Origin of the sequence: Microbacterium sp. A8/3-1, from assembly GCF_040267695.1 — a bacterium.
GTDB classification, from domain to species: Bacteria; Actinomycetota; Actinomycetes; order Actinomycetales; family Microbacteriaceae; genus Microbacterium; species Microbacterium luteolum.
The window spans coordinates 3,269,565-3,290,229 of the sequence record NZ_CP158357.1; the positions used below are offsets into that span (position 1 = coordinate 3,269,565).

Below are 20,665 nucleotides of genomic sequence, written 5' to 3' on the forward strand. Positions count from 1 at the left end.
CCCCATGTCTCTCGCCTCCGCCTTCGACGCCATCGAGGTCGAGCATCTTCGTCGCATCGGGGGGCTGAAGTGGTCGATGTTCCCCGACGCGGTGGGCGCCTTCGTCGCCGAGATGGACTTCGGGGTCGCACCCGGCATCTCCCGTGCGCTGCACACGGCCGTCGACCAGGGCATCTTCGGATATCTTCCGACCGCCCTCTCCGACGAGATGTCGGAGGCCACGTCCGACTGGCTGCGTGACATGTACGGCTGGGCCGTGCCGGCATCCGACGTCCACCCGATCGCCGACGTGATCCAGGGCCTCGAGCTCGCGATGGAGCACTTCTCGCGCCCCGGCTCTCCGATCATCGTTCCGACGCCCGCCTACATGCCGTTCCTCTCGGTGCCGCCCGCGGCAGGACGCGAGGTCATCCAGGTGCCGATGACGGTGACCGACGGGCGCTACATGCTCGATCTCGACGGCATCGACGCGGCGTTCCGTGCCGGGGCCGGCCTGCTGATCCTCTGCAACCCGTACAACCCGGTCGGTCGCGTCTTCACGCGTGAGGAGCTGCTCGCCGTCAGCGAGGTCGTCGAGCGTCACGGCGGGCGGGTGTTCTCCGACGAGATCCATGCGCCGCTCGTCTACGCCCCGGCGTCTCACATCCCCTACGCCTCGATCTCGGATGCCGCCGCCGCCCACACCGTGACCGCGACGTCCGCGTCGAAGGCCTGGAACCTCCCGGGCCTGAAGACGGCGCAGATCATCCTGAGCAACGACGCCGACCGCGCAGTCTGGGATCCGATCGGGATGATGGCCTCGCACGGCGCGAGCAACCTCGGCGTCATCGCGAACACTGCCGCCTACCGCGACGACCGCGCCTGGCTCGCCGACGTCAAGGGCTACCTCGACGGCAATCGCCGGTTCCTCGGCGAGGCGCTGGCCGCGCGCATCCCGGAGATCTCCTACCGCGCACCCGAGGGGACGTACATCGGCTGGCTCGACGCGAGAGCGCTCGACCTCGGCGCGCAGCCGGCCGAGTTCTTCCGCGAGAAGGCCGGCGTCGCCCTCACCGACGGATCCGCCACCGGCACGGCCGGCATCGGATTCATGCGCTTCGTCTTCGCGACGCCCCGCCCGATCATCGAGCAGGCCGTCGATCGGATGGCCGACGCGCTGGCCGCGCGCTGAGGCTGGAATAGTGGACTCGAATCCTTCCCCCAGAAAGCAGGACGATGACGTACACCGCTGAGCCGACCAGGTACGACTCGATCACGACGGCCCGATCCGGGCGGAGCGGACTGATCCTGCCGCGCGTCTCGTTGGGTCTGTGGAACAACTTCGGCGAGGACCGCACGTTCGAGACGCAGCGCGCGATCCTCCGCCGCGCGTTCGATCTGGGTGTCTTCCACTTCGACCTGGCCAACAACTACGGTCCGCCGGCCGGCAGCGCGGAGCAGAACTACGGCCGCATCCACCAGCTCGATTTCCAGCCCTACCGCGATGAGCTCATCATCTCGACGAAGGCGGGCTACCAGATGTGGGACGGGCCGTTCGGCGAGTGGGGTTCGCGCAAGACCATGGTCGCGTCGCTCGATCAGTCCCTGCAGCGCCTCGGTCTCGACTACGTCGACATCTACTACTCCCACCGGCCCGATCCCGAGACGCCCATCGAAGAGACCATGGGTGCGCTCGCCACCGCCGTCCGGCAGGGGAAGGCGCTGTACGCGGGCATCTCGAACTACTACACGCCCGAGGAGACTCGGGCTGCTGCGGCGGCACTTCGTGCCGAGGGTGTTCCCCTGACGATCCACCAGCCGCGGTACAACATGTTCGACCGCCGCATCGAGGAGCTGGGTCTGCTCGACACCCTGACCGAGCTCGGCACGGGCGCGATCGCCTTCTCCCCGCTGGATCAGGGCCTGCTCACGGATCGCTACCTGAAGGGCATCCCGAGCGACTCCCGTGCGGCGACCGGACGATGGATGACCGAGTCGAACATCTCGGAGGCGTACCTCGATCGGGCGAAGGCCTTGAATGAGATCGCCTCGTCGCGCGGCCAGACCCTCGCTCAGCTGGCGATCCAGTGGGTGCTGCGCGACCCGGCGGTCACCAGCGCGCTGATCGGTGCGTCGAGCGTCCGCCAGCTGGAGGACTCCCTGCGCGCTCTCGACGGTGCTCCGCTGTCGGACGAGGAGATCGCCCGCCTCGAGCCGCTGGCCGCGAAGCCGGCGTGAGCGTCACCCGCCGAACTGAGCGTTGAGGAACTGTCAGACCGCCGTTCAGGTCGCAACCGCGTGCGGCCGACGGGCGATGAGGAGCACGGCTGCCCACGTCGCCAGGAGCACGGCGGTGAGCACGAGTCCGAGGTCATCGATACCTATGGACGCCACCCAGGGGAGTGGTCCGCCGAGCCCGAGGTTCGCGACGAGCACGTCTGCGAGCTGCACGGTCGCGATGAGCACGGCGGCGACGACCGAGAGGCCGGTCATCGCGATGACGTAGGTCTCTCCCAGGCGACGGCGGCCGGGCTGCCACGTGTAGGCCCGGCGCATCACCGCACCCTGGCCGGTGTCGAAGGCACTCATTCCGGCGGCGAACAGGATGGGCAGGGTGAGCGTCGCCCACCAGGGAATGGCGGTGAGAGTCGCGGCGCCCGCGAGCGCGAGGAGGCCGATCTCGGTCGCGGTGTCGAAACCGAGGCCGAAGAGGAGTCCGACGACGTACATCCGAGAGGGGCGGTCGACCGCCTTCTCGATCGGTCCGAGCAGGCGAAGCACGGGGCCGCCGGTGCTTCCTCGCCGGCGGCGCAGGGACGCGATGTTGATCGCGGCGATGATCAGCAGGAAGACGCCCGAGACCACGGGGCCGATCACCCCCGTCCACACCCGCAGAGTCGAGGAATCGTCGGCGAGCGACGAGCCGACGGCGGTGATGCCGAAGGTGAGGAGCACACAGAGCACGACGACGATCGTCGAGTGCCCGAGTGAGAACCAGAAGCCGACCGTCGTGGCGGGCTTGCCGCGTTCCGCGAGCCGCCGAGTGGTGTTGTCGATGGCGGCGATGTGGTCGGCATCGAACGCGTGCCGGACGCCCAGCACGTACGCGGTCAGCCCGACGCCGAGCGTTGCGAGTGTGCTGCCGCCCAGCGGGATTCCTGCCGGTATCACCGCGAAGAGGAGGACACCCCAGCCGAGCACGTGCAGCAGCGCGATGAACGCGACGACTCCGATCGTGCTCGGCATCATGCGCATCCCGGGGCGGGTGTCAGCCAGTGACGTCAACAGCGTTCCTTTCCACGGCGAGGGGCAGATCCGCCCACTCGTTCCAGATTTCTGCGAGGGGACTCGCATGGGCGGCGTCGCCGAGGTAGCGCGCAATCGCCCCGGGGGCGCTCAGGGCCATGAAGGTCGCCCCGCGCCCGGTCGCTGCGGGGGGTCGATCGCCGACGCGGATGATCGTGTCGAGCACCCGGTTCGCCCCCAGCACTCCGGGGACGGGGGCGCCTCCGTCGGCATCGAGCTCTTCCTCCAGGACCGGCCCCTCGGCATCCGCCACAGAAGTGCGGTGCCGGATACGTCCGCCGCGTTCCCCCGACCGCCCGAGAACGACCGACTCGCGGATCACCGCGATCGCCCCGTCGCCGAGGCGGATCCGGGTCTGGCGATGGACGTCGGCGCTGTCGGCGATGACGAGGGGAAGCCCTGCCCAGCGCAGACGAGAGTCCGCACCGAGGGTCACCTCGACATCCCAGAAGGCCGCGACACCGTCGGAGGCGTATGCGACGGTGCCCCCGATGTCTTCGAGGTCGAGCGTGCACCCGCTTCCGACGGTGACCGCGATGTCGACGCGGTCACCGCCGAGCAGCAGCGCGCCACCGGCGACGAGCGCGATGCGCGCCGACCGCGGACCGCGCTCGATGAGGCGAGGCACGATCGCGCCGGCCACGAGGTCGACGCGGGTGCGCGGCTCGTCGGCATGGATCGCGATTCGAGTGGAGGACATCAGTGCGAGTGTGCGGCCACCCCGTCGTGCGAGTGGGTGACGCCGCCACCTTCCTCGTCGGCGTGGAAGTGCGGAGCCATCGGGCCAGGATCCTGAGGGGTGTGGTCGCCCGAGCGGTGCGCGGCGAGCATCTGCAGCACCCAGGCCTTGAGCGTCGCGACCGAGTCTGCGTCGGAGCGCGAGAGGGCGAGAACGGCACGTCCTTCACGGGCGGCCTCTGCGTCGGCGACCATCTGCGGCACATCGACGCCCACGTACGGCGCCAGATCGGTCTTGTTGACCACGAGCAGGTCGGCGCGGGCGATTCCGGGGCCGCCCTTGCGTGCGACATCGCCACCTCCGGCGACGTCGAGGACGAAGATCTGCGCGTCGACGAGTGCCGGAGAGAACGTGGCGGTGAGGTTGTCACCGCCGGACTCGATGATGACGACGTCGAGCGGGTCGAAGTCGCGTTCCAGGTCTTCGGTCGCGAGGAGGTTCGCGGTGACGTCGTCGCGGATCGCCGTATGCGGGCAGGCTCCGGTCTCGACGGCGCGGATGCGCTCCGGCTCGAGGACTCCGGCGGAGCGCAGGAAGCGGGCGTCCTCATCGGTGTAGATGTCGTTGGTGATCACACCGAGGCGCAGTTCGGAGGAGAGCGCGCGGCATACGGTCGCGATCAGGGATGACTTGCCGGTGCCGACCGGGCCGGCGACGCCCAGTCGCAGGGATCGGGCGGGGTGCGAGTGTGACGATTGCGGGATCTCAGGCACGGAACAACCTTTGGCTCATGAGGGCGTGGCTTTCGGCCCAACCCTCGGCTTGTGGGGCTCCCGCCGCGGGGATCGCGTCGGGGGTGGTCAGTTCGGCGAGCACCGGTACGAGGTGCTCGACCGCAGCGCAGGTGTCGAGCACCCACGAGATCGTGTCGGCCGGGTCGCGCGGCTCGAGCTTCAGCACGGCCGCGGCGGCGCTGTGCGCCTCGTCGTAGATCGTCACGCGGGCGAGGTCTTCCGCGCTGAGCCCGGCGGCGGCGGCGATCATCCCGAGCACGATGGCACGAGGAGGTGCTTCGCTTCGCTCGCGCGCACGGCGGAGCGCCGCGGCGTGCGGCCAGACCCGCGACGCCAGACGCAGGTAGCCGCGACCGAGCACGAGCGACGCATCACGCATCGCCGACGACGGCGTGCGCGCCGCCCAGGCCCGCTCGAGCTCCCACATGTCGATGCTGTTCGAGGTCATGCTGCGCAGGGTCAGGTGCCGGGCCACGACGGCCGTGCCGGCTTCGACCAGGGTCGTCGTACGGGCGCGACCGATGAGGAACGCGGGCACGTCGGCGACCGGCAGGCCGCCGACGATCGCCGGCTCCATTCCCGCGGAGTGCGCGTGTCCGCCCGAGGGCAGTCGCGCATCCGCCAGCAGCATCGCGACCGTCACGGAGGCGGCGTGGGTGGGGAACTCAGGCGTCATGATCAGAACATCGAGTAGAGCTGCGCGAGCGGCAGGCGATCGACGGGCGCGGGCTCGACGTCTTCTCCGTCGATCGAGATCTCGAACGTGTCGGGCCGGATGCGGATACGGGGCAGCAGATCGTTGTTCTTCATGTCGGCCTTGCCGATGTGTCGCGTGGGTTCGACGGCAGAGAGTCGACGCCGCAGTCCCAGCGTCTCGGCGACCCCGTCCGCCAGCGCGGCCGGGGACACGTACGTGACCGAGAGGTCTGCGCCGATGGTGTCCCCGAACGATGGCCGCATCATCACCGGCTGCGGAGTCGGGATGGACGCGTTCGGATCACCCAGTGCCCCCCACGCGATCGAACCGCCCTTCATCACGACGGCGGGGCGCATGCCGAAGAACTTCGGATCCCACACCACGATGTCGGCGAGCCGGCCGACTTCGATCGACCCCACGTCGTAGGCGATGCCGTGCGCGATGGCGGGATTCACCGTGTACTTCGCCACGTACCGACGCGCACGCTCGTTGTCGGCCGGCATCCCTCCTCCGAGGGCGCCACGCCGGTGCTTCATCACGTGCGCCACCTGCCACGTGCGGGTGATCACCTCGCCGATGCGGCCCATCGCCTGCGCATCGGACGATGTCACCGACAGCGCGCCGATGTCGTGCAGGATGTCTTCCGCCGCGATCGTGGTGGCGCGGATGCGGGACTCGGCGAACGCAAGGTCTTCGGGTACGGCCGGGTTCAGATGGTGGCAGACCATCAGCATGTCGAGGTGCTCGGCGACCGTGTTGACGGTGTGCGGCAGGGTCGGGTTCGTGGAACCGGGGATCACGTTCGGAAGACCGGCGATCGAGAGGATGTCGGGCGCGTGGCCGCCACCGGCACCCTCGACGTGGAAGGCATGGATCGATCGGCCGCCCATCGCGGCGATCGTCGACTCGACGAAACCCGCCTCGTTGAGGGAGTCGGAGTGGAGGGCGACCTGGAGCCCCCAGTCCTCGGCGGCTTTGAGCGATGCGTCGATCGCGGCGGGCGTCGATCCCCAGTCTTCGTGAACCTTGTATCCGGCAGCCCCCGCGAGCGCCTGCTCCTTCAGGGCGGCAGCCGAGACGGTGTTGCCCTTGCCCAGGAGGAGGACGTTGACGGGGAGCGGGTCGAGAGAGCGGTGCATCGCTGCGAGATGCCAGGCGCCGGGAGTCACCGTCGTCGCCTTCGATCCCTCGGAGGGACCGGTTCCGCCACCGACGATCGTCGTGATGCCGACCGCGAGCGCCTCGTGGATCTGCGACGGGGAGAGCAGGTGCACGTGGGAATCGATCGCCCCTGCGGTGACGATGCGTCCCTCTCCCGCGATGACGTCGGTCGACGGACCGATGATCATGTCGATCCCATCGCTGATGTCGGGGTTGCCGGCATGTCCGATGCCGACGATCCGCCCGTCACGGATGCCGATGTCTGCGCGGATGATGCCCCACCAGTCCAGGATGATCGCGTTGGTGATGACCGTGTCGAGTGCACCGTCCGCGCGACTCGTCGTGGCCTGCGCCATCGATTCGCGGATCGACTTCCCGCCTCCGAACACCGACTCCTCGCCCCCGACGGTGAGGTCCTGCTCGATCTCGATCCAGAGATCCGTGTCTCCCAGGCGCACCTGGTCGCCGACCGTCGGTCCGTAGATCGCCGCATACCGCGATCGGTCAAGCCACACCATCGAGGACCTCCTGGCCGTCGGATTTGAGTTGGATGCCGGGGACCCGCCGAGCGCCGCGGAGCGCGACGGCATCCAGCTCTCGCGATGCGCCCGGCTCGAACCGCTGGGACGTGCCGGAGGGGATGTCGAGGCGGAAGCCATGGGCGCGCACGCGGTCGAACTCGAGCGCCGAGTTCGCATCGGGCAGATGGAGGTGCGACCCGATCTGAATGGGCCGATCGCCGGTGTTGACGAACACGAGGCGGACCCGCTCGTCGTCACGGCGATCGGCGTTCAACTCGATCCTCCCCGGCAGGATGCGGTAGGCGCCCGGCCCTTCGGAAGATGATGAAGTCATGCGGATCCTCTTTCGATGGGTATCGGCTCAGTCGATGGGGTGATGGATCGTGACGAGCTTGCGCCCGTCGGGGAAAGTAGCCTCCACCTGCACGTCGGCGAGCATCTCGGGCACTCCCGGCATGACCTGCGATCGGGTGAGCACGCTGCGTCCGGCCTGCATCAGCTCTGCGACGCCGCGGCCGTCGCGGGCACCCTCGATGACCCAGCACGACAGGAGGGCGACCGTCTCGGGATGGTTCAGGACGACACCGCGCTCCAGTCGGTCGCGGGCGACCATGGCGGCTACCGAGAGCAGGAGCTTCTCGGTTTCGGCTGGCGTGAAGTGCACGGCATCCCTCCCCGGGGCAGATTGGATGTCAGAAGTGTGCCACAACGGAGGTTCCGACAAGAGTGCGCCGGCCGTCCCGAAACGGGGCTTTGTGTGCCATTCGTTGATATGACGGGCAAAAGCGCGATATGCGCTTCCAACGATTAACAGGATTGAAACAATCGAGAAATGTCAGAGCAATGTCACGGGCTCATGCTGACAACTACCGCAGCAGGTGCCGACCACCCGTCGTCGCCGAAAACCGGGATGCGATAGCCGGATCGATCCGACTTCCGCAGCGATTCACGCACCACCCGTCGTTTTCCTCTCCACGAACTGACCCTCGGGTCAGCCCGCCCCCCGCTCCCGGTCCAGCACCGCCGTCGATCGGCGTTCCCTGAGCGAGGGTCGAGCCACGCCTCGCTTCGGCGCGCCTCGGCGACCGCGGAGATCGATCACGTCACAGCACGCGCACCGCCCCTGCACCATCGAGAAACGGAGACTCCACATGAGCACCATCCGAACACGACGACTCAGGACGGCCCTGGTCGCCCCCGCAATGCTCGCCAGCGTGGTGCTGGTCCTCGCGGGCTGCGGCGCTCGCGCCGGCGACTCCGCCGAGCCGTCCTCCTCCAGCTCCGCCGCGGAGAGCTGCGTCGACACATCCGGCGACACGATCAAACTCGGCTTCCTGAACTCGCTCACGGGCGGGATGGCGATCTCCGAGAAGACGGTATCGACCGCGCTGCACATGGCGGCCGACGAGATCAACGCCGACGGCGGCATCCTCGGCAAGCAGATCGAGTACGTGCAGGAGGATGGCGCCACCGACTGGCCGACCTTCGCCGAGAAGACCGAGAAGCTGCTGACGCAGGACTGCGTCGGGGCGATCTTCGGAGGGTGGACCTCGTCGTCCCGCAAGGCCGTCAAGCCCGTCGTCGAGGAGCACAACGGCCTCTTCTTCTACCCCGTGCAGTACGAGGGGCTCGAGGCGTCGCCGAACATCTACTACACGGGCGCCACGACGAACCAGCAGATCATCCCGGCGCTGGACTACCTGGCGGCCGAAGGCGTCAAGACCCTGTTCCTCGCCGGATCCGACTACGTGTTCCCCCGCACCGCCAACGCGATCATCAAGCTCTACGCCGAGGAACTCGGCATCGAGATCGTCGGCGAGGAGTACGTGCCGCTCGACAAGGACGACTGGACCACGCAGGTGGCGAAGATCGTCGCGGCCGACCCCGACTATGTCTTCAACACCATCAACGGCTCGTCGAACGTCGGTTTCGTCAAGGCCTACTACGACGCGGGACTCACTCCCGAGACGACCCCGATCATCTCGGTGTCGATCGCCGAGGAAGAGGCGCCGGCCATGGGCCACGAGGTCACCGGCAACTTCGCCTCCTGGAACTACTTCCAGTCGATGGACACTCCGAACAACCCGGGGTTCATCGAGCGCTGGAAGGCCTACCCCGGCAGCAGCGGAGTGACCTCCGACCCGATGGAGGCGGCATACATCTCGCTCTACCTCTACAAGGCGCTGGTCGAGGCGGCCGGCTCGTTCGATGTCGACGCCATCAACGCGGCGGCGCTGGAGAACGAGATCACGGTGGATGCGCCGGAGGGCGTCGTCACGCTGGACGGCGAGAACCACCACATCTCGAAGCCCGGCAACATCGGTCGGATCAACGCCGAGAACCAGTTCGACATCGTCTGGTCGTCCGAAGGCCCGATCGATCCCGACCCGTACCTCGAGGGGTACGACTGGTTCCCCGCCGACGTGCGTGACGCGCTCGTCGCTGCGGCGGGCTGATCTCCCACCGGGTGTGGGGCCCCGTGCCCGTCGGCACGGGGCCCCACACCCCCACAACTCCGCCATTCACCACCGCAGGCAATCCACCACCGCAGAGAGAGTGATCGCATATGGACGCCCTCATACCGCCGCTCCTGAACGGCACCGCGCTGGGCGCGCTGCTGCTGCTCGCCGCACTCGGCCTCACGCTCACCTTCGGCCAGATGGGGGTGATCAACATGGCGCACGGGGAGTTCATCATGGCCGGTGCCTTCATCGCCTATCTCACGCAGCTCGTCGTGACCACGTCCAACGTCTCGATCCTGTTGGCGCTGCCTCTCGCCTTCGTGGGGGCGGGCCTCTTGGGCCTTCTCCTCGAGATCGGCATCATCCAATGGATGTACCGACGCCCCCTCGACACGCTCCTGGTCACCGTCGGCGTGAGTCTGATCCTTCAGCAGGTCGCCCTGCAGATCTTCCCCGCGCAGGGTGTACCCGTGCAGAGCCCCGCCTGGCTCGACGGGCAGATCGACGTGCTGGGCTACGGATGGCCGTTGCGGCAGGTGTTCACGATCCTCCTCGCCGCGGTGTGCCTGGCCGCTCTGGCGGCGTGGCTCAAGTACTCGTCCTTCGGGCGCCGGATCCGGGCGACGGTGCAGAACCGCGACCTCGCCGAGACGAGCGGGATCCGCACCCGCACGATCGACCGACTCACCTTCTTCGTCGGCTCGGGCCTGGCCGGGGTCGCGGGGGTCGCGGCATCGCTCATCGGCGGGACGAACTCCCAGATGGGCACGCAGTACATCATCCCGGCATTCCTTGTCGTCGTCGCCGGTGGGATCGGCCAGATCAAGGGCACGGTGATCGCCGCGCTGGCGTTCGGCATCGCACTGTCGTACTTCGCAGACTGGACGACCGGCAGCATGGCGCAGGTACTCGCCTTCGTGCTGCTGGTCGTGTTCCTTCAATTCCGACCACAGGGCCTGTTCACGGTCCGCACACGGGGGCTGACATGACGAAACTGAAGCCGTGGCTTCCACTCATCGGCATCGGGGTGTTCGCGATCCTGCTCCTCGTCGTCGCGCCGGCCGTGCTGTCGATGCACTGGATCAACAACCTCGGCAAATATTGCTGCTGGGCCATCGCAGCCGTGGGGATCGGCCTCGCCTGGGGCCGGGGCGGGATGCTGGTCCTCGGGCAGGGTGTGTTCTTCGGTCTCGGCGCCTACGCCATGGCCATGCACCTGACGCTGGAGAGCGCGGGGCCCGACAGCCTCCCGGTCTTCATGATCCTCTACGACCCGTCGGCGTCGCTTCCGGCGTTCTGGGAGCCGTTCCGCAGTGACGCCTTCACGCTGATCGCCATCGTGGCGCTTCCGGTGATCGTGGCGTCGGTCCTCGGCTACGCGCTGTTCAAGCGCAGGATCAAGGGGGCGTATTTCGCGATCCTGTCCCAGGCGCTCGCCGTGTTGATCAGCTCGACGATCCGCGAGACCGGGGGTGATACGGGGCTCAGCGACTTCAAATACTTCTTCGGGTTCGTGCTCGACGACGATGCCAACAAGGTGATGGTCTTCATGATCGCCGCCGCCCTCCTCATCGTGTGCCTCCTCGGGGTGTGGCAGCTCAACCGCAGCCGCTTCGGAGAGCTGTTGATCGCGACGAGGGATGCCGAGGAGCGCGTGCGGTTCCTCGGCTACGATCCTGCGAACATCAAACTGGTCGCCTATGTGGTCGCCGCCGTGATGGCGAGCGTCGCGGGCGCCATGTTCGTGCCGATCGTCGGCATCATCACGCCGGCCGAGATCGGTGCCGCCGCCTCGATCCTGATGATCGCCGGCGTCGCTCTCGGAGGGCGTGCGTCGCTCTTCGGCCCCGCTCTCGGGGCGATGGCGATCGGCTGGGGTCAGTCGAGTCTCGGCTCGAGCTGGCCCAGCGGATGGATCTACATCCTGGGCCTGGTCTTCATCCTCGTGACCCTGTTCCTGCCCATGGGTCTCTCTTCTCTGACGGGGAAGGCGAAGAGTCTGGTGCGGCGCTCGCGCGCGACGCCACCCGCATCCGCCTTCGTCTCCGATTCCGATTCCGCGTCCGTCCTCGATGAGGTGAAAAGATGACCCCCACTGAAGACTCGCTCGTCGTGACCGATCTGCGCGTCGAGTTCGACGGTTTCGTCGCCGTCGACGGCGTCTCGTTCGACGCCCGACCCGGCGAGGTCAGGTTCCTCATCGGGCCGAACGGCGCAGGCAAGACCACGTGTATCGATGCGATCACCGGATTGTCGAAGGGCACCGGATCGGTGAAGCTCGGCGACCACGAACTGCTGGGCACGCCCGTCAACAGGATCGTGCGACTCGGAGTCGGGCGCACCTTCCAGACGGCGAGCGTCTTCGAGCAGCTCACGGTGTTGCAGAACCTCGACATCGCGGCAGGGCTGCGCCGTTCTCCGCTCTCGCTGCTGCGTGCTCGGCGAGGCGTCGATCCGGCGATCGAGCTCGCATTGGAGGAGACGGGACTGAGCCGCGACAAGGACACTCCCGCCGGCATCCTGTCGCACGGCCAGAAGCAGTGGCTCGAGATCGCGATGATGCTCGTGCAGGACCCTCGAGCACTTCTGCTCGACGAACCTGTCGCGGGCATGAGCCAGGACGAGCGCACCGCGACGGGCGAGCTGCTGCAGCGCATCGCGCAGCGACGCATCGTGCTGGTGGTCGAGCACGACATGGACTTCATGCGCCGTTACGCGTCCCGCGTCACGGTGCTGCACCAGGGCAAGGTCCTCTCGGAAGGACCGGTCGCGCAGGTGCAGGCCGACCCGAAGGTGCAGGAGGTCTACCTCGGCACCGCCGGTGCGGCGACCACGACCGGCATGGTCGCCATGCCGGAGCCCATGGCCACGGTGACGGACGCCGCCACCTCTGTAAGCGGGGTCTGAGATGCTCGAACTGAACGATATCCAGGCGGGCTACGGTCGCACCCTCGTACTCCACGGGGTGACCCTCCCGCGCTCCGACGGCGTGGTCGCCGTGCTCGGCCATAACGGCGCCGGCAAATCGACGCTGCTCCGCGTCGCCATCGGGCTCATCAAGCCCCGGAACGGCCAGGTGGTCTTCGATGGCGACGATGTCACGTCGATGGCGCCGAACAGGCGCGTCGCGCGCGGCATGGCCTACGTGCCGCAGGGCCAGCAGTCGTTCACGCAGTTGACGACGATGGAGAACCTGCAGCTCATCGCAGACGGACGCAAGCGCGGCAAGGCACTCATCGAGCAGCAACTCGCGCGCTTCCCGGCCCTCGAGAAGTTCGCAACCCGCAAAGCGGGCCTGCTGTCGGGCGGCCAGCGGCAGCAGCTCGCGATCGCCCGGGCCCTCATCACCGAGCCGAAGCTGCTCATCCTGGACGAGCCGACCGAGGGCATCCAGCCCACGATCGTCGCCGAGATCGAGCAGACGGTGATGCAGCTCGCGCGAGACGGCCTCTCGGTGCTGCTCGTCGAACAGCACATCGGCTTCGCCCTCGAAGCCGCCGACAAGTACCTCGTGCTCGCCAGCGGGTTCGCATCGAGCACCGGCGACGGCGGGACCTCAGCGGCGGGAAGTGTGCGCTCGGCGATGGCGATCTAGCGGCGACCTGCCCGTGCGCTCTGCCCGCAATGCGCCTGTAACACGCGATGGAGACAATGAGCCACACGTGCGAGGCGCAGGGAGTTGCGAGGTGACGAAGGCAGACAACGCGAGGGCAGCCGCCGAGGACAGCCTCGAGGACTATGCCTTCCGGTACGTGCCACGCACGTTCCGGCGGTGGGGTGCGGCATCCGTGGGGGTGATGGCACTCGGATCCATCGCGTTCCTCGCGGACTTCTCGATCGGCGCGAGCGTCGGCATCGAGCACGGCTCGAACAACGCGATTCTCGGCATCCTGTTCGCCTCGGTCACCATCTTCCTGGTCGGCCTGCCCATCGCGTACTACGCCGCCCGTTACAACCTCGACCTCGACCTCATCGCGCGCGGTTCCGGATTCGGCTACTACGGGTCGTCGATCACGACGGTGATCTTCGCCGTCTTCACCTGCATCTTCTTCGCGCTGGAGGGCGCGATCATGGCGCAGGGGATCCAGGTCGCCACCGGCATCCCTCTCGCCTTCGGGTATCTGATCTCCACGGTCGTCGTGATCCCGATGGTGATCTACGGAATGCGGGCACTCGAGCGCCTGCAGTTCTGGACGACGCCGCTGTGGCTCGTGCTCGCACTCCTGCCGCTGATCTGGGTGATCGTGTCGGACCCGGGCGCGGTGCGCGCTTTCCTCGCGTTCACCGGGAACACGAACGGCGAGCTCGACTTCGGCGCGATCGTCGCGAGCGCCGCGGTGTGCTTCGCACTCACCCCTCAGCTCGCCGAGCAGATCGACATGATCCGCGCCATGCCGCCGCGCACGCGCGCGAACGCCCGGTCCTGGTGGACGTCTCTTCTCTTCGCAGGACCCGGATGGGTTCTGTTCAGCGGGCTCAAGCAGGTGGTCGGCGTCTTTCTCGCGGTCTACCTCTTCACCCGCATCGATCCCGATCTCGGCGGCCGCGCGACGGAGCCCATTCTGCAGTTCGTCGGCCTCTACATGTCGATGATGCCCGAGTGGCTGGCGATCGCCCTCGCTCTCGTCCTCGTCGTCGTCGCACAGGTGAAGATCAACGTCACGAACGCCTATTCGGGATCGCTGGCCTGGTCCAATGTGTACTCGCGCCTGACCAAGACCTACCCGGGACGATCGCTCTTCGTCTTCTTCAACCTCGCGATCGCCCTGGCGCTCATGTGGATGGATGTCTTCAGCCTGATCGCCTTCGTGCTGAGCCTGTACGCCAATGTCGTGATGGCGTGGCTTGTGACGATCGCCGCGGACATCGTGATCAACAAGCACCTCCTGCGGATCTCACCCCAGTACCCCGAGTTCCGGCGCGGCATGCTGCACGACTGGAACCCGGTCGGACTCGTGTCGGTAGGACTCGCGTCAGTCCTTTCTCTCACCGCCTTCGCGGGGGTGTTCGGCGAAGACGTGCGGCCGTACTCGGTGCTGATCGCGATCGGCACGGCCGCGGTGACGACTCCGGCCGTCGCGATCGTCACGCGCGGCCGGTTCTACCTGCGTCGTCAGACCGACGGGATCCCCTCTCCGATGCTGGATGCCGACGGCAATCCCTCCGGTGAACGACTGCGCTGCCACGTCACCGGCTACATCTTCGAGCGCCCGGATATGCTGGCATCAGCGGAACGGGGCCCGAAGGGCGAGCTTCAGTTCGTCTCATCACTGGCGCTGACGCTCGATGCCTCTGATCGGTACCTGCTCCCGCCGGAGCCCGCGACGCCGCGACGGAAAGCGGCGAAGAACGCGGCACGTTCGCAGCGCGTCAGGTCGACGGGAGGACGAGAATGAAGGCGGAGTCGGTGGACACGCCCACGGCGATCCTCGTGAGCGCGGCGGCCGAGCTGCGCGAGAACACCTTCGACGACATCTCGTACCGCTCCCTGGGCGATGCCGTCGGCGTCTCCGAGCGCACGGTGTATCGCCAATTCCCCACTCGATCGCACCTGCTCGAAGGGCTCGCCGGCTGGATCGAGACCACCGAGTTCCCCTTGCCGGCATTCGTCACGATCCCCGAATTCCGTGCGGCGGCGCGGGCGAGGTTCACCGCTTTCGACGCATCGCCCGCCTTCGCGTTCGTCTGTGCGCGCGCCGCGTCGATCTCGCCCACCGGCGAATCGGAACCCACGTTCCTGACACGGACGATCGAGGCGATGATCGAGACCGCCCACCCCTCGGTCAACGCCCGAGATCGCCGCCGCGTCTCCGCCGTGATGCGCTATTTCGCCTCCGCGCAGTTCTGGGCGCGCATGCGCACCGGCTTCGAGATGAGCGCCCCCGAGATCTCAGATGTCTTCGACCGAACCGTGGGACTGGCGGTCGACCGATTCTCGACGATGTCCCGAACCCCGCGATGAGCGCTGGAGACGCCGGTCTCGACGCTCCTGACCTCGATGCCACCGCCCTCAACCGCACGCAGGAGTCGATCCTCGCGGCATACGCAGAGCTCATCGAGGAACTGGGCACCGACGATGTGTCGTTCCGATTGATCGCGCGCCGCGCCGGCGTCGGCGAGCGCACCATCTACCGCAATTACGCGACTCGTGTCGACCTTCTTCTGGCGACGGCCGCATGGATCGAGCGCAGCGTCTTCATGCGACGCGAGTCGTCATCCGTCTTCGATGTGCCGCTCGCGATCCGGGAAGCCATGGAAGCGTACGACCGTCGGCCTGAACTCGCCCACGTCGTCGCTGAGACGGCGATGCGCGGGGTGAGCGGCGCCGCCCCCTCGCCGACGAAGGACTCGGTGACCGCGATGCTCGCGCGCGACGCGCCTTCCGTCCCCGAAGCGGAGCGTCTGGTCATCGCCGCGGCGCTCTCGCACCTCGATTCGGCCACGACATGGGTGACCTTCGCTCGCGAGATGCGCATGAGCGGTCGCGACATCGCAGACGCTGCGGGGTGGGCGGCCGAAGCGGTCCTCGACCCTATTCGCGGACGCGTCGGTCAGTGATCGGATCCCGGGCCTGATCACAGCGCCGGATCGAGCTGCGTCAGCGCAGCATTCATCTGATCTGCCATGTGCCGAGACCGGGTCGACGGCAGTGCCGCGGGGAGCGACCCGCCGAGCGCTTCGACTACCGGACAGGCGGCGTCCGCATCGATGACGGGGCGCTCGGCGATCACAAGCAGCGCAGCCCGGGTGCGCTGGAGGTCGGCGATGCGTCGATCGATGTCATCGACCTTCGACAGCGCCTGCTCGGTGACTATCGATGCCGGGACCGCTCCACCGGTGAGGGCGGCGAACGCGCTGAGCTCCGTGAGGGCGAACCCCAGCTCCTGCCCGCGCCGCAGGAAACGGACGTGGCGCGCGTCGTCCTCGTCGTACTCGCGGTAGCCGTTCGCCGCGCGCTTCACCGCCGGCAGCAGACCTGCACGTTCGTAGAACCGGATGGTCGATACCTTCACGCCCGCTTGCGCTGCGAGCTCGCTGATCATCACGAGCACACTCTAAACGGATGCCGTCGCCCGGCGCCGATGCGCGAGGACGGCGCCGCCCTGGACGACAGCCCAAGCGAGTTCGAGGGCGAGCAGGACTCCGGTCAAGGCGGTGGCCCCGTTCAGGAGGGCGGTCGCCAACCCCACCGAGAACAGCAGGCGCGCGGTGGTGTCGGCGACGCCGGCGGCGATCGTGGGCCGGAGGATCCGAAACACGGCCCAGACCACCACGATCGAACCCATGAGGTTCGCGAACATGACGGTGAAGACGTCATCCGGCGAGGGCGTGATGCCCGTGAGCCCGAGCGCTTCATGAGCCTGTGCCAGACCACCGAAGACGAGGACCGCCGTCCATGGCAGGGCGAAACCGGCGGTGATCACCAGGTCGTAGAGGGCGGAGATGCGGATCACGCGGAGCGTCGTCGATTCGGTCATGCCCTCATCGTCGAGCCTGCACCTCGGTGCAGTGTCAAGTCGTGGGTCGATCCAGCGCAGCATCCGAGGAAACGGCACGGGGGTCGAAAGGTTCAGAACCTTTTCGTGACGAATCGACGGGTGTGCGCGTCTTACCTGTGAGCGAGGATCTCGCTCCCGGTCGAAGCCCCAGAGGGGCGGGCGACCGGTCTTCAGATCGAGATAGGACCCGTCATGGCAAACCAGGACCAGAACACCCCCGCCGCTCCCGCCGAGAAGGAGCTGGCCCAGACCGCGACCGCGTCGAAGCCCGCTTCCGCCTCCCGCGTGGACCGGTCCTCGAGCTTCTCGACGTCGCGGATCCCCGCGGACTCGGATGCCGCAGGCAAGACGGTCATCGCCGACGGCGTGGTCGCCAAGGTCGCCGGCATCGCCGCCCGTGAGGTCCCGGGTGTGTTCGCGCTCGGCGGCGGCGGAGCACGCGCTTTCGGTGCGATCCGCGACGTGATCAACGCGACCGACCTCGCCCAGGGCGTCAAGGTCGAGGTCGGCGAGACCCAGGCCGCCGCAGACCTGACCATCGTCGTCGAGTACCCCGCCCCCATCCAGGAGGTCGCGGGCAACGTGCGCGCCGCCGTCGCCGGAGCCATCAGTCGACTGGTCGGCCTCGAGGTCGTCGAGGTCAACGTCGAGGTCAACGACGTGCACGTGCCCGGAACCGACAACCAGGAGAACGAGGAGTCGCGCGTCTCATGAGTCCCACCGTCACCGGCGCCCTGATCGGCGCCCTCCTCGCTCTGGCGGCGCTGCTGTTCGGGTTCTGGGGATTCCTCCTCATGGCCCTGTTCGCCGGCATCGGCGCGATCGTCGGCCGGATCGCCTCCGGCAAGATCGACGTTCGCGGACTCGCCGACGCCTTCACAGGGCGGCGCACCTCCTGATGCGCGTCGACCAGCACATCGCCCCCGGTGGCGGCCCCGCGGGGGTCGCCACCGGAGGGGGACTCCGTCCCGGGCCGCATCGACGTGAGAGAGCGCGTGTACCGCACGGTCACCGAGCAGGCGTCCGCAACCCTGATCGGCGTGCCCCGCGGTGACGTGAAGGTCGATGTCGCCGAACACCCCGGAGGCATCGCCGTCCGCATCGCGACGCCGCTTCCCGTGCCCGATCTCGACGACACCGCCGCGATCTCCCAGAGCCCGCCGGTGCTCGACCGGGCACGTCAGCTGCAGGAGCAGCTGCAGCAGCGACTCTCCGGCATCCTCGGCCGTCAGGTCACCCGCATCAACCTCACCATCACCGGTGCCGCCATCCCCGAAAGGAGACGAGTGCGATGAGCACCCCGGTCCTGCGCCGCGTCATCCGACGCGAGACGCACTCGCCGCGCACCGTCGCGACCTTCGTCGCCGTCATCCTGCTGATCCTGGCGCTCGTCTACATCGGGCTGGAGATCGTGCTGAGTCTCGCCGCCCAGCCCGCGCTCCTCCTGGGTCCCGCCGCCGCAGGAGGATGGCTGATCGGCCTTCCGACCGCTCAGCCGGCCGGCCTCGTGATCGCCGGGAGCGCGGTCCTCGCCCTCCTCGGCGTGATCTTCGTGTGGCTTGCCGTCACCCCGGGGCGCCTGTCGAAGCACACCCTCGACGCGGGCGACCGTGCGGTCGTCGTCGACAACGGCGTGATCGCCAGCGCCCTGGCGCAGCACCTGTCGGAGGAGACGGGACTCGCACGCGAGAACATCACCGTCGGAGTCGGACACCGCAGCGTCGACGTCACCGTGCGCCCCGGCACCGGCATCCCGCTCGACAAGAGCATGGTGCAGTCGGCGGCCGAGCTCGAGCTGGAGACGTACCGACTGACCCGGAGGGTCCGCACGCGGGTACGGATCGACCGCCCCGACGCCGAGGAGGACGAGCTGTGAACACCACGAATCGCGCACTCAACCGCACGCTGCTCCTGATCATCGGGCTGCTGTTCCTCGGCCTCGGGGCGGTCGGCATCGCCATCATGAGCTGGCCCACCGCGACCGAGATCTGGTCGTCGGCGGGAGAGGACACGCGCTCCTGGCTCGACCAGGCGATCGCGGCGTCCGCCATCGCGGGCGGGAACCTCTCATGGATCGCCGTCGGCGCCGTCGCCGCGATCCTCGTCGTCGTCGTGCTGCTGATCCTGGCGCTGACCAGCATCGCGGGTCGCCGCTCGAAGACCGTCTTCCGTTCGTCGGGTGCGCAGAATCCCCTCGGTCGGGTCACGGTCACCGAGTCCTTCGTGTCGGATGCCGTGAAGAACTCGCTGGCGACACGAGACGAGATCCTCTCGACGCAGGTCACGGCCAACGACATCCGTCACCGTCCGGTGCTGCACGTGGCCGTGACGCCGCGGCAGAACACCGACCCCCGCGAGGTCGTCGATCACCTCGACCGCCTGCTCACCAACCTCGCCGCCCTGACCGGACGCGAGACGGAGACCTACGTGTCGATCCACACCGGACTGCGTGCGCGCCTCGCGCACGACCAGCGTCGACTCTCCTGACAGAGAGGTTCGCACCCACCCAGAGACTTATCGTCGGTCGCTGCGCGGCACGTCGATAAGGCGTCGGGGGATCATCCCGACGTCATGACCACCACAGGAGAGGAGCTCCCCATGGGACTCGATGACAAGATCAAGAACGCCGCTCAGGACATCGCCGGCAAGGCGAAGGAAGCGATCGGCAACGTGACCGACAACGACAAGCTCGTCGCCGAGGGCAAGGCCGACCAGGCCAAGTCCGACGTGAAGCAGGCCGGCGAGAACATCAAGGACGCCTTCAAGAAGTAATCAGGGGCGACCCATCCTCTTGTCGCGGCCCTCGTTCTCTCAGCGGGTCACGAAGTCGATGCCCCGGTCTGTCAGTGGTCGGTCGGCGTCTCGGCTCGACGCGCGAGGATGGGGCCGAGGCGCTGGTAGGAATTCTCGATGTGCGTCCGCATGGCCGTCGCGGCGGCATCCGGATCACGTCGACGCAGCGCGTCGAGGATCTGCTCGTGCTCGCTGACCGTGTCTTCTTCGAAGTCGTGCCGGAAGTTGAGTCGGTAGAGATGCATGTGCGAGCGCAGTCGCACGATCGCCTCGGTGAGGAGCGGGCTGAGTGCCCGATCGGCGATCAGGTGGTGGAAGCGGAGGTCTTCCTCGATGAAGCGCCGGTAGTTCTGGAAGTGCTCGTCATCGTCGGGGGCGGATGCCGTGCGCATCTGCCCGACGGATTCCGAGAGCTCAGCGGCCGTCGCGTCGTCGAGGTTCGCGGACGCGCGTCGGGCAGCCTCCGGTTCGAGGAGCTCGCGCATGTCGTAGAGATCGCGCAGTCCGGCGGCGTCGAGGAGCGGCGCCGCCACGTAGCCCTTCAACGCGCGCTTCGCGACGAGGCCTTCCGATTCCAGGCGGGCGAGCGCCTCCCGCACGGGCGTCGGCGAGACATCGAGGTCGCGGGCCACGGCGTCGATGTTCACGCGCGCGCCGGGCTCGATCGCGCGGTCCATCAGGAGCGCGAGCACGGCGTCGTACACGTCGTCGACGAGGGCCCGTCGCGCGGGGAGCGCCCGGGGGCTGCGAGCCACGTCGTCGCTGAACATGAGA

At 67.9% G+C, this 20,665-nt stretch carries 26 protein-coding genes; 16 read left to right on the forward strand and 10 right to left on the reverse strand.

Annotated features, from left to right (window positions below):
• The first annotated feature begins 4 nt into the window (after positions 1-4).
• On the forward strand, positions 5-1,171 hold the full coding sequence (locus tag ABS642_RS16015) for an aminotransferase class I/II-fold pyridoxal phosphate-dependent enzyme (protein ID WP_350350881.1): 1,167 nt from the start codon (positions 5-7) through the stop codon (positions 1,169-1,171).
• A gap of 44 nt (positions 1,172-1,215) precedes the next feature.
• Positions 1,216-2,217 (forward strand): aldo/keto reductase, encoded by a 1,002-nt coding sequence (locus ABS642_RS16020; RefSeq protein WP_350350882.1) that lies wholly within the window; start codon positions 1,216-1,218, stop codon positions 2,215-2,217.
• Positions 2,218-2,262: 45 nt separating this feature from the next.
• On the opposite strand, the gene ABS642_RS16025 is transcribed toward ABS642_RS16020, so the two are convergent.
• The 7 genes from ABS642_RS16025 to ABS642_RS16055 are packed head-to-tail and all read right to left on the reverse strand — an operon-like array spanning position 2,263 to position 7,801.
• Positions 2,263-3,264 carry a HoxN/HupN/NixA family nickel/cobalt transporter gene (locus ABS642_RS16025; protein ID WP_350350883.1) on the reverse strand — a complete coding sequence of 334 codons (1,002 nt, stop codon included), beginning with the start codon at positions 3,262-3,264 and terminating at the stop codon, positions 2,263-2,265.
• Positions 3,248-3,985 carry an urease accessory protein UreD gene (locus ABS642_RS16030; protein WP_350350884.1) on the reverse strand — a complete coding sequence of 246 codons (738 nt, stop codon included), beginning with the start codon at positions 3,983-3,985 and terminating at the stop codon, positions 3,248-3,250. The genes ABS642_RS16025 and ABS642_RS16030 overlap by 17 nt, the downstream gene beginning before the upstream one ends.
• Positions 3,985-4,728: an urease accessory protein UreG gene (ureG, locus tag ABS642_RS16035; protein ID WP_350353454.1), complete on the reverse strand. Its 744-nt coding sequence runs from the start codon at positions 4,726-4,728 to the stop codon at positions 3,985-3,987. The genes ABS642_RS16030 and ureG overlap by 1 nt, the downstream gene beginning before the upstream one ends.
• 1 nt (position 4,729) lies before the next feature.
• Positions 4,730-5,434: an urease accessory UreF family protein gene (locus tag ABS642_RS16040; protein WP_350350885.1), complete on the reverse strand. Its 705-nt coding sequence runs from the start codon at positions 5,432-5,434 to the stop codon at positions 4,730-4,732.
• A 2-nt stretch (positions 5,435-5,436) separates the two neighbouring features.
• Entirely contained in the window at positions 5,437-7,134 is a 1,698-nt protein-coding gene (locus ABS642_RS16045) for an urease subunit alpha (RefSeq protein WP_350350886.1), read from the reverse strand.
• Positions 7,121-7,471, reverse strand: coding sequence for an urease subunit beta (gene ureB / locus ABS642_RS16050; protein ID WP_350350887.1), 351 nt, complete (start codon positions 7,469-7,471; stop codon positions 7,121-7,123). Before ureB ends, ABS642_RS16045 begins: the two co-directional genes overlap by 14 nt.
• 27 nt (positions 7,472-7,498) lie before the next feature.
• Complete coding sequence (locus ABS642_RS16055; protein WP_350350888.1) at positions 7,499-7,801, reverse strand: urease subunit gamma; 303 nt, start codon at positions 7,799-7,801, stop codon at positions 7,499-7,501.
• A 487-nt stretch (positions 7,802-8,288) separates the two neighbouring features.
• Between ABS642_RS16055 and urtA the strand changes: the two genes are divergently transcribed.
• The 8 genes from urtA to ABS642_RS16095 all read left to right on the forward strand — a co-directional run bounded on the left by urtA (position 8,289) and on the right by ABS642_RS16095 (position 16,157).
• Positions 8,289-9,593 carry an urea ABC transporter substrate-binding protein gene (gene urtA / locus ABS642_RS16060; RefSeq protein ID WP_350350889.1) on the forward strand — a complete coding sequence of 435 codons (1,305 nt, stop codon included), beginning with the start codon at positions 8,289-8,291 and terminating at the stop codon, positions 9,591-9,593.
• A 110-nt stretch (positions 9,594-9,703) separates the two neighbouring features.
• Complete coding sequence (gene urtB, locus ABS642_RS16065) at positions 9,704-10,588, forward strand: urea ABC transporter permease subunit UrtB (protein ID WP_350350890.1); 885 nt, start codon at positions 9,704-9,706, stop codon at positions 10,586-10,588.
• Positions 10,585-11,688, forward strand: a complete 1,104-nt coding sequence (gene urtC, locus ABS642_RS16070; protein WP_350350891.1) for an urea ABC transporter permease subunit UrtC — start codon at positions 10,585-10,587, stop codon at positions 11,686-11,688. Before urtB ends, urtC begins: the two co-directional genes overlap by 4 nt.
• Positions 11,685-12,506 carry an urea ABC transporter ATP-binding protein UrtD gene (gene urtD / locus ABS642_RS16075; RefSeq protein ID WP_350350892.1) on the forward strand — a complete coding sequence of 274 codons (822 nt, stop codon included), beginning with the start codon at positions 11,685-11,687 and terminating at the stop codon, positions 12,504-12,506. The genes urtC and urtD overlap by 4 nt, the downstream gene beginning before the upstream one ends.
• Before the next feature lies 1 nt (position 12,507).
• The gene (locus ABS642_RS16080) at positions 12,508-13,194 is read left to right on the forward strand and encodes an ATP-binding cassette domain-containing protein (protein WP_350350893.1); all 687 of its coding nucleotides are present in this window, start codon (positions 12,508-12,510) and stop codon (positions 13,192-13,194) included.
• 91 nt (positions 13,195-13,285) lie between these two features.
• Positions 13,286-14,995, forward strand: a complete 1,710-nt coding sequence (locus tag ABS642_RS16085; RefSeq protein WP_350350894.1) for a hypothetical protein — start codon at positions 13,286-13,288, stop codon at positions 14,993-14,995.
• Positions 14,996-15,006: 11 nt separating this feature from the next.
• Positions 15,007-15,561 (forward strand): TetR/AcrR family transcriptional regulator, encoded by a 555-nt coding sequence (locus tag ABS642_RS16090; RefSeq protein ID WP_350350895.1) that lies wholly within the window; start codon positions 15,007-15,009, stop codon positions 15,559-15,561.
• The gene (locus ABS642_RS16095) at positions 15,558-16,157 is read left to right on the forward strand and encodes a helix-turn-helix domain-containing protein (RefSeq protein ID WP_350350896.1); all 600 of its coding nucleotides are present in this window, start codon (positions 15,558-15,560) and stop codon (positions 16,155-16,157) included. Before ABS642_RS16090 ends, ABS642_RS16095 begins: the two co-directional genes overlap by 4 nt.
• Before the next feature lie 17 nt (positions 16,158-16,174).
• Here ABS642_RS16095 and ABS642_RS16100 read toward each other — a convergent pair whose 3' ends face one another.
• Both ABS642_RS16100 and ABS642_RS16105 read right to left on the reverse strand, forming a co-directional pair.
• Complete coding sequence (locus ABS642_RS16100) at positions 16,175-16,642, reverse strand: MerR family DNA-binding transcriptional regulator (protein ID WP_350353455.1); 468 nt, start codon at positions 16,640-16,642, stop codon at positions 16,175-16,177.
• A 12-nt stretch (positions 16,643-16,654) separates the two neighbouring features.
• A complete protein-coding gene (locus tag ABS642_RS16105) occupies positions 16,655-17,077 on the reverse strand; it encodes a hypothetical protein (protein WP_350350897.1) in 423 nt (140 codons plus the stop codon).
• Between the two features lie 213 nt (positions 17,078-17,290).
• On the opposite strand from ABS642_RS16105, the gene ABS642_RS16110 reads away from it, so the two are divergent.
• From ABS642_RS16110 to ABS642_RS16135, 6 genes are all read left to right on the forward strand, one after another.
• Complete coding sequence (locus tag ABS642_RS16110) at positions 17,291-17,812, forward strand: Asp23/Gls24 family envelope stress response protein (RefSeq protein WP_282215547.1); 522 nt, start codon at positions 17,291-17,293, stop codon at positions 17,810-17,812.
• Complete coding sequence (locus ABS642_RS16115) at positions 17,809-17,997, forward strand: DUF2273 domain-containing protein (protein WP_116633630.1); 189 nt, start codon at positions 17,809-17,811, stop codon at positions 17,995-17,997. Before ABS642_RS16110 ends, ABS642_RS16115 begins: the two co-directional genes overlap by 4 nt.
• An 84-nt stretch (positions 17,998-18,081) precedes the next feature.
• Complete coding sequence (locus ABS642_RS16120) at positions 18,082-18,393, forward strand: hypothetical protein (protein ID WP_350350898.1); 312 nt, start codon at positions 18,082-18,084, stop codon at positions 18,391-18,393.
• Positions 18,390-18,974 carry a DUF6286 domain-containing protein gene (locus tag ABS642_RS16125; RefSeq protein ID WP_350350899.1) on the forward strand — a complete coding sequence of 195 codons (585 nt, stop codon included), beginning with the start codon at positions 18,390-18,392 and terminating at the stop codon, positions 18,972-18,974. Before ABS642_RS16120 ends, ABS642_RS16125 begins: the two co-directional genes overlap by 4 nt.
• Positions 18,971-19,585 carry a hypothetical protein gene (locus ABS642_RS16130; RefSeq protein WP_350350900.1) on the forward strand — a complete coding sequence of 205 codons (615 nt, stop codon included), beginning with the start codon at positions 18,971-18,973 and terminating at the stop codon, positions 19,583-19,585. Before ABS642_RS16125 ends, ABS642_RS16130 begins: the two co-directional genes overlap by 4 nt.
• 111 nt (positions 19,586-19,696) lie before the next feature.
• Complete coding sequence (locus ABS642_RS16135) at positions 19,697-19,870, forward strand: CsbD family protein (RefSeq protein ID WP_282215551.1); 174 nt, start codon at positions 19,697-19,699, stop codon at positions 19,868-19,870.
• Positions 19,871-19,941: 71 nt separating this feature from the next.
• On the opposite strand, the gene ABS642_RS16140 is transcribed toward ABS642_RS16135, so the two are convergent.
• Positions 19,942-20,661: a GntR family transcriptional regulator gene (locus ABS642_RS16140; protein ID WP_350350901.1), complete on the reverse strand. Its 720-nt coding sequence runs from the start codon at positions 20,659-20,661 to the stop codon at positions 19,942-19,944.
• Positions 20,662-20,665: the final 4 nt, after the last annotated feature.